The sequence below is a fragment of the Symbioplanes lichenis genome (genome assembly GCF_030709675.1).
GTDB classification, from domain to species: domain Bacteria; phylum Actinomycetota; class Actinomycetes; order Mycobacteriales; family Micromonosporaceae; genus Actinoplanes; species Actinoplanes lichenis.
Map to the genome: position 1 here is coordinate 167266 of NZ_JAUZQD010000002.1, position 12486 is coordinate 179751.

A 12486-nucleotide genomic window follows, 5' to 3' on the forward strand; every position below is an offset into this window, starting at 1 on the left:
GTCCGGTGCCGCCGGGCCGGTGCGTCCTGTCGCCGCTGACAGCACGCTGCTCCGCCACCTGCCCGGACAGCGACAGGAGAAGCCTTCGTGCGCCGAATCGCCACCGCCCTGGCCGCCCTCGCTCTCACCCTCGCCGCCGCCTGCGACGCAGGCGCCGGACAGACCACCGCCGACGCCGGGCAGCCGGTCGACGGCGGCGCGCTGACCTGGGGGATCGAGACCGAGCCGATCACCTTCAACCCGCACCTCTACGCGCAGGCCAAGGCGCGCCTGCTGGTCTGGAACGCGTACGAGGCGCTGCTCACGCACGACGACCAGGGCGGCTATCGGCCCTGGCTGGCCACCGGGTTCGAGGCGGCCGCGGACGGGAAGGCGTACACGGTCACCCTGCGGACCGGGGTCACCTTCAGCGACGGCACGCCCTTCGACGCGGCCGCGGTCAAGGCCAACATCGATCAACTGCGCAGCCCCGGGTACGCACCCCAGGTCGCCGCCGTGCAGCTGCGCAACCTGAAGGACGCCGAGGTGAAGGACAGCACCACGGTGATCTTTCACCTGACCCGGCCCGACGTGTTGTTCCTCGACTTCCTCTCGTCGCCGCAGGGCGCCGTCGTCAGCCCGAAGTCGCTGAAGGAGGCCAAGGACCTCAAGGCCGGCGGCCCCGAGCTCAAGGGCACCGGCCCGTTCGTGCTGGACCGGTACGTACCCGGGCAGGAAGTCCACTTCGCCCGCAACCCGTCCTATCGCGGTGAGCGGCCGGCGCGTCTGGACGAGGTCACCTATCGGTTCCTCAAGGAGTCGTCCGTACGCGTCGGGGCGCTGACCTCCGGACAGGTGCAGGTCATCGAGGGCGTGCCGGCCACCGACCAGGCGCTGATCACGTCGAACCCGGAGCTCACGTTCCGCAAGGGGCTCAACTCCGGCTCGGCGTACTCGTACTACTTCAACATCGCCCACGCGCCCTTCGACGACATCCGGGTGCGGCAGGCGTTCCGGGAGGCGGTGGACGTGCCGACCGTGCTCGACGCGGTCTATCGGGGGACCGCCACCCGGGCGTGGAGCGTGGTGAGCCCGGCCAGCCCGCTGTACGACAAGAGCCTCGAGAACACGTACTCGGGCGACGCGGCGAAGGCGAACAGCCTGCTCGACGCGGCCGGCTGGGCCACCCGCGACGCGGAGGGCTTCCGGACGAGGAACGGCAAGCGGCTGACCGTACGTCTGGTGCAGTCGGCGCCGTTCGTCCGGGACCGGCGGGAGATCCTCGCCCAGACGGTGCAGGCCGCCGTCAAGCAGAGCGCCGGGATCGATCTGCGGGTGTCCGTGGTGGATCAGGGCACGGCGACCAAGGCGCTGGCCGACGGCGAGTACGAGGTCTTCGACAACTCGCGGGCCGACACCGACGCCGGGGCGGCGCTGGACCTGCTGCTGCACTCGGGGGCGGCGATCAACCGCACGGGGTTCAACGACGCGGGGCTGGACGGGCTGCTGGCCGAGGGCGTGGCGACGTCGGACGCGGCGCGGCGCCGGGCCACGTACGCGAAGATCCAGCAGAAGGTGATCACCGAGCAGGCGCTGATCCTGCCGCTCTACGCCCCGGCCGACCAGATCGCGGCGTCCCGGTCCGTCGGCGGCCTCGGCTTCGAACCCACCGCCGGTGTGCCCGCCGGTGCCGCCGGCGTCTGGCTGGCCAAGTGAACGCTGTCATCCGGAGAATCCTGTCGGGCGTGGTGGTCCTCTGGGCCGCCGCTACGGCGGCCTACCTGGCGCTGCTGGCGGCCCCCGGCACCACCGTGGACACGATCGTCGGCGACGGGGCCGACACGCCGGAGATCCGGGCGCGGATCGTCGCGGAGTGGGGGCTCGACCGGCCCGAGATCGTGCAGTACGTCAGCTATCTCGGCCGGGTCGCCCACGGGGACCTCGGGCGCTCCTATCTGCTGCAGCGGCCGGTGAGCGATGTCGTCGGGGCGCAGCTGGGCCCCACGCTGCGGCTGGCGGTCGCGGCGGCCGGGCTGGGGATCGTCCTGGCCCTGGTGCTGGCGCTCACCACCCGCCGGCCGTGGGCGCGCCGGGTCAGCTCGTCGGCCGAGCTCGTCCTGGTGTCCACGCCGCCGTTCCTGATCGGGATCGTGCTGCTGAGCGTGTTCTCGTTCCGGCTCGGCTGGTTCCCGGTCTCGGGGGACAAGGGCATCGCGGCGCTCGTCCTGCCGGCGCTGACCCTGGCTCTGCCGGTGGCCGGCGTGCTCACGCAAGTCCTGCGGGACGGGCTGGACCGGGCGCTCGACGAGCCGTTCGCCGTCACCGCCCGGTCGCGCGGGCTCGGGGAGAGCGCGGTGCTCGTCCGGCACGCGCTGCGGCACGCCCTGCTGCCGGCGATCGCGCTGGCCGGCTGGCTGTTCGGTGTCCTGCTGGGCGGCGCGGTGATCATCGAGTCGGTGTTCGGGCGGCCGGGGCTGGGCTCGGTCACCCTGCTTGCCGTGACCAGCAAGGACATGCCGGTGGTCCTGGCCGTCGTGGTGCTGTCGGCCACCGTGTACGTGGTCCTGAACACCGTGGCCGACCTCGCCTACCTCGTCGTCGACCCGCGGCTGCGGAGGAGTTGACATGGTCGTCCGACCGGGCGTCGCCGTCGCGGGCGGCTTCCTCGCCGTGGCGGCGCTGGCGGTGGTGTGGCCGTCGGTGCTGGCGGGCGATCCGCTGCGCGCCGATCCGCTGCACGTCCTGCAGGCGCCCAGCGCGGCCCACTGGTTCGGCACCGATCAGCTCGGCCGCGACGTCCTCGACCGGGTCGTGCACGGCGCCCGCCACTCGCTGGCCATCGGGACGGCCGCCACGCTGCTCGCGGTGCTCGCCGGGGTGCTGGTGGGCGTCCTGGCCGGGCTCTCGCACCGGTACGCCGACGAGGCGCTCAGCCGCGGCATCGACGCGCTGTCGGCGTTCCCGCTGATCCTGCTCGCGCTGCTGTTCATCGCGATCGCCGGGACGGGGACCACCAGCTTGATCATCGCGATCGGGGTGGCCACGATGCCGCACTACGCCCGGGTGGTGCGCGCGCAGACGTTCGTGGTGCGGCGGGCGGGCTACGTGACGCAGGCGGTGGCGTTCGGGGACAGCCGCGCCCGGCTGGTGCTGCGGCACGTGCTGCCCAACGTGCTCGGCCCGGTCCCGGTGCTGGCCATGATCGGGCTGGGCGAGGCGGTGCTGGTCGCGGCCGGGCTGAGCTTTCTCGGCATGGGACCGCAGCCGCCGTCGCCGGAGTGGGGCGCGATGCTCTCCGACGGCCGGGGCTACCTGCGGATCGCCTGGTGGGCGTCGGTGCTGCCCGGGCTGGTCGTCACCCTCACCGTCGTCTCGCTCACCGTCGTGGGCCGCCACTGGCAGCGCCGCTTCGAGGGAAGGGCCGCCCGATGACCACGCTGGTGAGCGTCAAGGACCTGCACGTCAGCTTTGGCGAGGTGCGGGCCGTACGGGGGATCAGCTTCGCCATCGAGGCCGGCGAGTGCGTGGCGATCGTGGGGGAGTCGGGGTCGGGCAAGAGCGTCACCGCGCGCACGCTGGCCGGGCTGGCCGGGCCCGGCGCCACGGTGACGGCGGCCGAGCTGACGGTCGCCGGCGTGGACGCGCGGGGCTTCGGGGAGAAACAGTGGCGGAGCGTGCGGGGCGGCTTCGCCGGGCTGGTGCTGCAGGACGCGCTGGTGTCTCTCGATCCCCTGCGGACCGTCGGGGCGGAGATCGCCGAGGTCCTGCGCGTCCACCGGCGCCGGGAGACGCCGGAAGCGCTGCTCACCGAGGTGCACGTGCCGGAGCCCGAGCGGCGGGCGCGGCAGTACCCGCATCAGCTGTCCGGCGGGCTGCGGCAGCGGGCGCTCATCGCGTCGGCCATCGCCGCCCGGCCGCCGCTGCTCATCGCCGACGAGCCGACGACGGCACTCGACGTGACCGTGCAGGCGCAGATCCTCGGGCTGCTGGCCGAGCGGCGGGAGGCGGGCGAGACGCTGCTGCTCATCAGCCACGATCTCGCGGTCGTGTCGCGGCTGGCCGATCGGGTGCTGGTCATGAAGGACGGCGTCGTCGTGGAGGAAGGGCCGGCGGCGGCGCTGCTCACGGGCGCCCGGCATCCGTACACGCGCAAGCTGGTCGCGGCAGCGGCACTGGGCCCGCGCCCGCCGGCCGAGCCCCGGGCCAGCGTGGTGCTGCGGGCGGCGGGACTGCGGAAGACGTACGGGAAACAGACCGTGGTCGACAACGTCGGCGTGACCGTCGGCCGGGGCGAGATCGTCGGCGTGGTCGGCGAGTCGGGCTCGGGCAAGACGACCGTCGCGCAGTTGCTCTTCGGGCTCGTCGCGCCGGACGGCGGCGAGGTCACCTTCGAGGGGGCGCCGTGGTCGGGTGTCGCCGAGCGCCGGCGCCGGCCGTTGCGGCGGCGGATGCAGTTCATCTCGCAGGATCCGCTATCGTCCTTCGACCCGCGCTGGACCGTCGGGCGGATCGTCGCCGAGGCAGGTCCTTCCCGGGGGGACGTGCTCCCGCTCCTGGAACGCGTCGGCCTCACGAAGGACGTCGTGGATCGCTATCCGCGGCAGCTGTCCGGCGGGCAGCGGCAACGGGTGGCGATCGCCCGCGCCCTCGCCCCGCGCCCCAGCCTGATCGTCTGCGACGAGCCGGTCTCCGCGCTCGACGTGTCCGTGCAGGCGCAGGTGCTCGATCTGCTCGCGGACGTGCGCGAACGCGACGGGACCGCCCTGCTCTTCATCTCCCACGACCTCGGCGTCGTCCACCATCTCGCCGACCGCGTGCTCGTCATGCGCGGCGGGCGGGTGGTCGAGCACGGCACCGCCGCCGAGGTGTTCACCACGCCGGCCCACGAATACACGCGCGCGCTGCTGGCGGCCGTACCAACTCTGGAGGTCCTGTCATGACGTCCCCGTTCCCGCTCGCCGTGGCCCTCGACGGGCTCGGCTGGCATCCCGCCGCGTGGCGGACCTCCCCGCTCGATCCGGCGGCCGTCTTCACCCCCGAGCACTGGGTGCGCCTGGTGCGGGAGGCGGAGGCCGGGCTGCTGGACTTCGTGACGTTCGAGGACACGTTCGGGCCGCCGTCCGCCGCGCCGGGCGAGATCAACGGGCGCCTCGACGCCGTGCTCGTCGCGTCGCGGGTGGCGCCGGTGACGCGGCACGTCGGGCTGGTGCCGGTGGCCACGACCACGCACACCGAGCCCTTCCACCTGGCGTCGGCGCTGGCCACGCTCGACTACGTCAGCGGCGGCCGGGCCGGCTGGCAGGCCCGCGTGTCCGCCCGGCCGGGGGAGGACCGGCTGCTCGGGCGGCGGACGGTGCCGCTCGAGGGCGAGGGCGTCTGGGACCTGTTCGACGAGGCGTCCGACGCGGTGGAGGTGGTGCGGCGGCTCTGGGACAGCTGGGAGGACGACGCGATCATCCGCGACGTCGCCACCGGCCGGTTCGTCGACCGGGACAAGCTGCACTACATCGACTTCGCGGGCAAGTGGTTCTCGGTCAAGGGGCCGGCCATCGTGCCCCGGCCGCCGCAGGGCCAGCCGGTCGTCGCCGCGCTGGCGCACGCCCCGGTCCCGTACGACTTCGCCGCGCGCAGCGCCGATGTGGTCTTCGTGACGCCGTCGTCCGCGGAGGAGGCCGGCGCGATCGTGCAGGCGCTCGACCCGTCGCTCAAGGTCTTCGCCGATCTGGTGGTCTTCCTCGACGACCACGCGACGGGGGCGGTCGCCCGGCGCGCGCGCCTCGACGAGCTGACGCCGTGGCAGTCCGACGCGCTCATCGTCACCGGCACGCCCGAGCAGCTGGCCGATCTGCTGGTCGCCTGGCGGGCCGCCGGCGTCGACGGCTTCCGGCTGCGGCCCGGGGCCCTGCCGTGGGACCTGGAGGCGATCACCCGCCTGCTGGTGCCGGTGCTGCAGGACCGCGGTCTCTTCCGTACGTCCTACGAGCCCGGCGATCTGCGGACCCGCCTGGGACTGCCCGTCGCCGTCAACCGCTACTCGTCGGAGGGAATCTCCGTTGCCTGACAAGACGTTGCCCAAGCAGATCATCCTCGCCGCCCACTTTCCCGGCGTGAACAACACGACGGTGTGGAGCGATCCCGCCGCCGGCAGCCAGATCGAGTTCGACTCGTTCGTGCACCTCGCCCGGACGGCCGAGCGCGGCAAGTTCGACTTCTTCTTCCTCGCCGAGGGCCTGCGGCTGCGCGAACAGCGGGGCCTCATCCACGACCTCGACGTCGTCGGCCGCCCCGACACGCTGACCGTGCTCTCGGCCCTCGCCGCGGTCACCACGCATCTGGGGCTGGCGGGGACGCTCAACGCGACCTTCCACGAGCCGTACGAGCTGGCCCGTCAGCTCGCCACCCTCGACCACCTGTCCGGCGGGCGGGCGGCGTGGAACGTCGTCACCTCGTCCGGCCCGTTCTTCGGGGAGAACTTCCGGCGCGGCGGCTTCCTCGACTATGCCGACCGGTACACGCGGGCCGGCGAGTTCATCGACGCCGCCCGGGTGCTGTGGGACTCCTGGAACGCGCTGGAACCGGTGCGGGACAGCGGCTTCTTCGCCGACACCGGGCAGTTCACGGTCCGCAGCCCGCAGTTCGACATCGCCGGGCGCTTCCCCGTGCCGCGCAGCCCGCAGGGACATCCCGTCATCCTGCAGGCGGGCGACTCCGACGGCGGCCGGGAGCTCGCCGCCTCGCGCGCCGACGCGATCTTCTCGCGCCACCACGAACTGGAGGACGGCCGGGAGTTCTACCGGGACGTGAAGGGCCGGCTCGCGCGGTACGGGCGGTCGCCGGACTCGTTGAAGATCATCCCCGGGGTGTCGTACGTGCTGGGGGAGACCGAGGCCGACGCGCAGGAGAAGGCGCACCACATCCGCCGGCAGCAGGTGAGCCCGCAGACGGCCATCCTGCTGCTGGAACAGGTCTGGAACCGTGACCTGTCCGCGTACGACGCCGACGGCCCGCTGCCCGAGGTCGACCCCCTCGACGACGAGAACACGATCATCCAGGGGCGAACCGCGCAGACCCACGACCGGCACCGGACCGCGGCCGAATGGCGGGCCCGCGCGGACGCGAAGAACCTCTCCATCCGCGAGCTGATCATCGAGGTCACCGGGCGGCAGTCGTTCATCGGCACGGCCTCGACGGTCGCCGCGCAACTGAACGAGTACGTGCAGACGGGCGCCTGTGACGGTTTCATCCTCGTCCCGCACCTGACTCCCACCGGGCTCGACGAGTTCGTCGACACCGTGGTGCCACTGCTGCAGGAGCGCGGCGTCTTCCGCACCGACTACGAGTCCGGCACGCTCCGCGGCCACCTGGGGCTCGCGTGAAGTTCCTGCTCATCACGCTCATCGCCCAGCCGGACCAGGACCACGGCAGCCGCGCCCGCTTCCGCGAGGTCGTCGGCAACGCGCTGCTGGCCGAGGAGCTCGGCTTCGACGGCTTCGGGGTGGGCGAGCGCCACGAACGCCCGTTCGTCTCCTCCTCACCGCCCGTCGTGCTCAGCCACATCGCGGCGCTGACCTCGCGGATCCGGCTCTTCACGGCGGTCACCACGCTGAGCCTGCTCGACCCGGTCCGCGCCTACGAGGACTACGCCACGCTCGACAACCTCTCCGGCGGGCGCCTCGAGCTCATCATCGGCAAGGGCAACGGCGCCGCGCAGGCCCGGCTCTTCCACGTCACCGCCGAGGACCAGTGGGACCGCAACCGCGAGTCCTACGAGCTTTTCCGGCAGCTGTGGCGGCAGCCCAAGGTGACGTGGTCGGGGCGCTTCCGGCCATCGCTGACCGACGCCGAGGTCTGGCCCCGGCCGCTGCAGCAGCCGATCCGGGTCTGGCACGGCAGCGCCACCAGCGAGGCGTCGGCCGACCTCGCCGCCCGGTACGGCGACCCGCTGTTCTCGGCCAACGTCACCAACCCCATCGAGCCGTACGCCGCCCTGATCGCCCATTACCGCGAACGCTGGGCGCACTACGGGCACGACCCCGCGCGGGCCCTGGTCGGCGCCGGGTCGGCCGGCTACTACGCGGCCAGGACGTCGCAGGAGGCACTGGCCGTCTACCGGCCCATCTTCGAGCGGCGGCAGGCGCTGTTCCCCCACCGGGTCTTCACGTCGCTGGAGGACGCCGTCGAGCGCGGCTCGATCCTCGTGGGCAGCCCGCAGCAGATCGTCGAGAAGGTGCTGCGCTATCACGCGGTCTTCGGCCACGAGGTGATGCACCTGCACGCCGACGCCGACGGGCTGACCACCGATCAGCACCGCGAGACCCTCGAACTGTTCCAGAGCGAGATCGCGCCGGAGCTGCGCCGATCCGTGCCGAGCCGGCCGCTGGGAGGCGCGCTGTGACCGTACCCCTGTCTATTTTGGACCTTGCTCCGCTGGTGGCCGGCGGCGATGCGGGCGACGCCCTGCGCCGCACGCTGGATCTGGCCCGTCAGGCCGAGCAGGCCGGCTACGCCCGCTACTGGGTGGCCGAGCACCATCTCACCGCGGGCGTGGCCAGCTCGCAGCCGGCGCTGCTGCTCGGGCAGATCGCCGCGGCCACGTCGCACATCCGGCTGGGATCGGGGGCCGTGCAGACCGGCTATCTGACCCCGCTGGCGATCGTGGAGCAGTTCGGGCTGCTCGACGCGCTGTACCCCGGGCGCTTCGATCTGGGGCTGGGCCGATCGGCGCAGAAGCGGACCGATGTCGTCGCCGGTCCGCCACCCCCGCCGCCCGTGCAGGAGGAACAGGTCGTCGACGGGCTGCTGATCCCGAAACCGTTCTCGTTCGCGCCGCTGCTGGCGTCCGCGCGCAGCCGGCTCTTCGCGTCGCTGCTGGGCGGTCCGGGAACCGATTTCAGCGAGGTGCTGGACCAGATCCAGGCGTTGCTGGCCGGCCCGATCCGCGACGCCGAGGGCAACGAGGCGCGGGCGGTGCCGGGCGAGGGCGCCGACCTGGAGATCTGGCTCCTCGGCAGCAGCGGCGGCGAGAGCGCGCGGATCGCCGGGGAGCGCGGCCTGCCCTTCGCCGCCAACTACCACGTGGCGCCGGCGAGCGTGCTGGAAGCGGTGTCCGCGTACCGGAACGCGTTCCGGCCCGGCGTCCTGCCGGCCCCGCGCGTCATGGTCTCGGCCGACGTCGTGGTGGCCGCCGACGACGAGACGGCCCGCCGGCTCGCGTCGCCCTACGCCGCCTGGGTGCACAGCATCCGCACCGGCCGGGGCGCGATCCCCTTCCCGGCGCCGGCCGAGGACCTCTACGCCGCCTGGACCGACGACGACTGGCAGCTCGTGGCGGACCGGACGGCGACCCAGTTCGTCGGGTCCCCGGCCACGGTGGCCGGCCGGCTGAGCACGCTGCAGCGAGTGACGGGCGCCGACGAGCTGCTGATCACGACCATCACTCATGACCACGCCGACCGGGTGCGGTCGTACGAGCTGCTCGCGAAGGAGTGGTACGGGTAGCCGGCCGGCCGCGGGTCAGGGCCAGATCATGTCGAGCTGGCGTTCGTGGACGGCGTAGCCGTTGCGGGCGAACGCCTTCGCCATCGGGACGTTGCCGAGGTCGGTCGACGCCCGGATGCGCGGCGGGTGGTCGGCGGCGAGGAGGCGGGTGCCCTCGGCGAGGAGGTCGTCGACCAGGCCGCGGCCGCGGAACTCCGGGACCACGCCGATGTACGCGAGGACGTGGTTGTACCCGTTGTGCGAGGGGATCACGAAACCGACCGGTGAGCCGTCCGGGAGGGTCGCGACCCGCCACCGGTCGCGCGGGCCCACGTAGCGGGACAGCTCCTCGTCGTACTGGGTGCGGGCCTGCTCCTGCGGTGTCATGCGGGTCAGCTCGTCGCGGCTGTGCGCGTCGAGCGTGCCGTCGAGCACCCGGACCATCAGGCCGAGCAGCTCGTCGGCGCCGGCCGGCTCCCGGAAGAGCAGCCGGCCCGACGGCGGGGCGATCGGCGTGCCGGGTTCCCATTGCAGACGCAGGCGTTCGACGAGCAGCTTCGCCCCGGTACGCGCCATCGCGTCCAGCCGCAGCTCGGTCTCGCGCCGAGCCTCCGGGTCGTCGTGCCAGTCCGGTGGCACGAACCGCAGGTACTGCTCCGGCCGGCCGGCCGTGGCGAGCGCCTTCTCCAGCAGTGCCACCCCGGCGCCGGGGTCGGTCAGGTCGAAGATGTCGAGGCAGAACGGCTCGGGGTCGCCGGGGCGCGACCAGAAGCCGGCGCGGGCGACCGGCCGGTCACCGTCGAGGGCGAGCCACAGCCAGTGGTGATGACGGCGGCCGGCTTCGAGGTCGCCGGCCACTTCACGGTTGAGGACGTACGGGAAAGCGTTGAAGAGATCGATCTCATCCGGCCCGGTGATCGGGCGCAGGTCGAGGGTCACAGCCAACTCCAGGAGTGAGGAACGTACGGGACATCGTTCAGCCTCCTTCCGCATCGTCCGGACGTGTCGCAGCAGGTCTACCGGCCACCGCACCCCGTCGCAACCGATTTAGCGAGGCGGGTCCGGGCGACTGCGCCACCCGCGCCGCCGGCCCGTAGCCTGGGCCGGTGTTCGCGCATGAGACAGGTTCCGGCACCCCGGTGGTGCTTCTCCACGGCTTCGGTCTCGACCACCGGAGCTTGCTCCCGCTGGATCCGGCCTTCGCCCGCTCCGGCCCGTGGCGCCGCGTCTATCTCGACCTGCCCGGCGCCACCGGCACCCCGGCCGGGGCGATCAGCAGCGCGCAGGAGGTCGCCGACGCGGTGACGGACGAGATCCGCGCGCGCCTCGGTGACGAGCCCTTCGCCGTGCTGGGCAACTCGTTCGGCGGCATGATCGCCCGTCACGTCGCCCACGCGCTGCGCCCGCAGGTGCTCGGGCTCGCCACCGTCGCCGGCGTCTTCGTCGCACCGCGCGCCGAGCGGGCCGTCCCGCCCCGCACGGTGCTCCACCGCGCGCCGGAGATCGAGCCGCTGCTCGGCGCCCACCTCGCCACCTATCGCGAGGACGCCGTCGTCGAGTCGGCCGCCGACGCCCGGGCCTTCCTCGACCACGTCCTGCCCGGCATCGAGGGCGCCGACCAGGACGCCCTGGGCCGCATCGCGCAGAGGTACGCGCTCGACCGCGAGCCGGAGGACGCCGCACCCTTCGTGCAGCCGAGTCTGCACATCACCGGCCGGCAGGACGACGTCGTCGGCTGGTCGGACGCGTGGCGCCGCGTCGGGCACTATCCCCGGGCGTCGTTCGCCGTGCTCGACGCGGCCGGGCACAACATCGTCTCCGAGCAGCGGGAGCTGTGCTGCGCCCTGATCGCCGACTGGCTGACCCGGATGCGCCCCTAGCGGGCGACTCCGGCGAAGGGGACGCTCGCCGCCGTCGTGCCCACGTCGCCGGCCGGGTGGCGCCACAGGCCCCGGCGGCGCAGCTCGGGCAGGACGCCTTCGCCGAACCAGTACGCCTCCTCGAGGTGCGGATAGCCCGACAGGATGAACTCGGTGATGCCGAGGGCGGCGTACTCCTCGATGCGGTCGGCGATCTCGGTGTGGCTGCCCACCAGGGCCGTCCCCGCGCCGCCGCGGACCAGCCCGACGCCCGCCCACAGGTTCGGGCTCACGACCAGCCCGTCGCGGTTGCCACCGTGCAGATCGAGCATCCGGCGCTGCCCCTCCGACTCGCTGCGCCGCAGCCCCTCCTGCACCTTGGCGATGTCGGCCGGCGAGATGCCGCGCAGCAGCCGCTCCGCCTCGGCCCACGCCGCCTCGCCGGTGTCGCGGGCGATCACGTGCAGGCGGATGCCGAAGCGCAGGCCCGGGTTGAGCGTCCGGATCCAGTCGAGCTTGTCCTTGACCTGCGCGGGCGGCTCGCCCCAGGTCAGATAGACGTCGGCGTGATCGGCCGCCACCGGGCCCGCCGCCTTCGACGAGCCGCCGAAGTACACCTCGGGCACCGGGTCGGGCAGGCGGCTCAGCTTCGCGCCCTCCACGCGCAGGTGCTCGCCTTGGTGGTCCACGGTCTCGCCGCGCCACAGGGCTTTCACGATGCTGAGGAATTCCGCCGTACGGGCGTAGCGCGCGTCCTTGTCGAGAAAGTCCCCGTACGCCCGCTGCTCGTGCGACTCCCCGCCCGTCACCACGTTGAGCAGCAACCGGTTGCCGCTGAGCCGCTGGAACGTCGACGCCATCTGCGCCGCGAGCGTGGGGGAGATCAGCCCCGGCCGGAACGCCACCAGGAACTTGAGCCGCTCGGTCACCTCGCTCAGCATGGCCGTGGTCAGCCAGGCGTCCTCGCACCACGCCCCGGTCGGCGTCAGCGCCCCGGCGAAGCCGAGCTGCTCGGCGCTGCGCGCGATCTGCCCGAGATAGCCGATGCTCAGCGGCCGGATGCCCCCGGCGGATCCGACGGGCGTCCCGTGCCCGCCGCCGACGATGTCCCGGCTGTCGCCGTTGGTGGGCAGGAACCAGTGAAAGACAAGCTCAGCCATGCGCCGAGAGT

General features: G+C 73.1%; 11 protein-coding genes. 9 read left to right on the forward strand and 2 right to left on the reverse strand.

Translation table 11 applies throughout. The annotated features are described in order from the left end of the window. Positions 1–87: 87 nt before the first annotated feature. Genes RAN62_RS04635 through RAN62_RS04670 form a run of 8 tightly spaced genes read left to right on the forward strand, consistent with a single transcriptional unit; the run spans position 88 to position 9477 of the window. Positions 88–1695 (forward strand): ABC transporter substrate-binding protein, encoded by a 1608-nt coding sequence (locus RAN62_RS04635; protein WP_305783199.1) that lies wholly within the window; start codon positions 88–90, stop codon positions 1693–1695. Further along, a complete protein-coding gene (locus RAN62_RS04640; protein WP_305783200.1) occupies positions 1692–2603 on the forward strand; it encodes an ABC transporter permease in 912 nt (303 codons plus the stop codon). Before RAN62_RS04635 ends, RAN62_RS04640 begins: the two co-directional genes overlap by 4 nt. Position 2604: 1 nt before the next feature. Continuing rightward, positions 2605–3411, forward strand: coding sequence for an ABC transporter permease (locus RAN62_RS04645; protein ID WP_305783201.1), 807 nt, complete (start codon positions 2605–2607; stop codon positions 3409–3411). Then, positions 3408–4919: an ATP-binding cassette domain-containing protein gene (locus RAN62_RS04650; RefSeq protein ID WP_305783202.1), complete on the forward strand. Its 1512-nt coding sequence runs from the start codon at positions 3408–3410 to the stop codon at positions 4917–4919. The genes RAN62_RS04645 and RAN62_RS04650 overlap by 4 nt, the downstream gene beginning before the upstream one ends. Continuing rightward, positions 4916–6040, forward strand: coding sequence for an LLM class flavin-dependent oxidoreductase (locus RAN62_RS04655; RefSeq protein ID WP_305783203.1), 1125 nt, complete (start codon positions 4916–4918; stop codon positions 6038–6040). The genes RAN62_RS04650 and RAN62_RS04655 overlap by 4 nt, the downstream gene beginning before the upstream one ends. Further along, positions 6033–7355 carry an NtaA/DmoA family FMN-dependent monooxygenase gene (locus tag RAN62_RS04660; protein ID WP_305783204.1) on the forward strand — a complete coding sequence of 441 codons (1323 nt, stop codon included), beginning with the start codon at positions 6033–6035 and terminating at the stop codon, positions 7353–7355. The genes RAN62_RS04655 and RAN62_RS04660 overlap by 8 nt, the downstream gene beginning before the upstream one ends. Then, positions 7352–8374, forward strand: a complete 1023-nt coding sequence (locus RAN62_RS04665; protein WP_305783205.1) for an LLM class flavin-dependent oxidoreductase — start codon at positions 7352–7354, stop codon at positions 8372–8374. Before RAN62_RS04660 ends, RAN62_RS04665 begins: the two co-directional genes overlap by 4 nt. Further along, positions 8371–9477 (forward strand): LLM class flavin-dependent oxidoreductase, encoded by a 1107-nt coding sequence (locus RAN62_RS04670; protein ID WP_305783206.1) that lies wholly within the window; start codon positions 8371–8373, stop codon positions 9475–9477. Before RAN62_RS04665 ends, RAN62_RS04670 begins: the two co-directional genes overlap by 4 nt. 15 nt (positions 9478–9492) lie before the next feature. On the opposite strand, the gene RAN62_RS04675 is transcribed toward RAN62_RS04670, so the two are convergent. Further along, the gene (locus RAN62_RS04675; protein ID WP_305783698.1) at positions 9493–10395 is read right to left on the reverse strand and encodes a GNAT family N-acetyltransferase; all 903 of its coding nucleotides are present in this window, start codon (positions 10393–10395) and stop codon (positions 9493–9495) included. A 167-nt stretch (positions 10396–10562) separates the two neighbouring features. Here RAN62_RS04675 and RAN62_RS04680 point away from each other — a divergent pair, with 167 nt between their 5' ends. After that, positions 10563–11336 carry an alpha/beta fold hydrolase gene (locus RAN62_RS04680; protein WP_305783207.1) on the forward strand — a complete coding sequence of 258 codons (774 nt, stop codon included), beginning with the start codon at positions 10563–10565 and terminating at the stop codon, positions 11334–11336. Here RAN62_RS04680 and RAN62_RS04685 read toward each other — a convergent pair. Beyond that, positions 11333–12475, reverse strand: a complete 1143-nt coding sequence (locus RAN62_RS04685) for an LLM class flavin-dependent oxidoreductase (protein WP_305783208.1) — start codon at positions 12473–12475, stop codon at positions 11333–11335. The two genes, RAN62_RS04680 and RAN62_RS04685, sit on opposite strands and share 4 nt — an antisense overlap. Positions 12476–12486 lie beyond the last annotated feature (11 nt).